1 protein-coding gene is annotated in these 366 nt (G+C 44.8%); it reads left to right on the forward strand.

The window, feature by feature from the left end; all coding sequences use genetic code 11:
- The coding region (locus BWI97_RS27910) for a hypothetical protein (protein ID WP_199182136.1) at window positions 1-366 on the forward strand (366 nt) is incomplete at both ends.

Here is a 366-nt window from a genome sequence, read left to right on the forward strand (position 1 = left end):
CAAACATATTGGTAGAATTAACTCGGCCGCTGATTTCCTGAAGGACAATGGGAATGGAACGAGTACGGTCATCGTACCGACTTTCAAGTATTCCGTAGGTCAGGTTATCAATAACACCAATCCTGCCCTGATTACGTCTACCTACATCGGTGATTTATTGTTTGCGGATGTCAATGGAGATGGCATCGTGAACGAAAATGACATTGTGAAAATAGGAAACCCCTTTCCGGATTTCACGTTTGGTATCAACAATGGCTTCAGCTACAAAAACCTCGATTTGACGGTATTCCTGAATGGGTCGGTGGGGGGTAGTGCCTTTAACATTCTCAGAAGCCGTCTGGACGATCCCAGAAGTTTCAGTAACGT

The sequence above is a fragment of the Siphonobacter sp. BAB-5405 genome (assembly GCF_002872335.1).
Taxonomy (GTDB): Bacteria; Bacteroidota; Bacteroidia; order Cytophagales; family Spirosomataceae; genus Siphonobacter.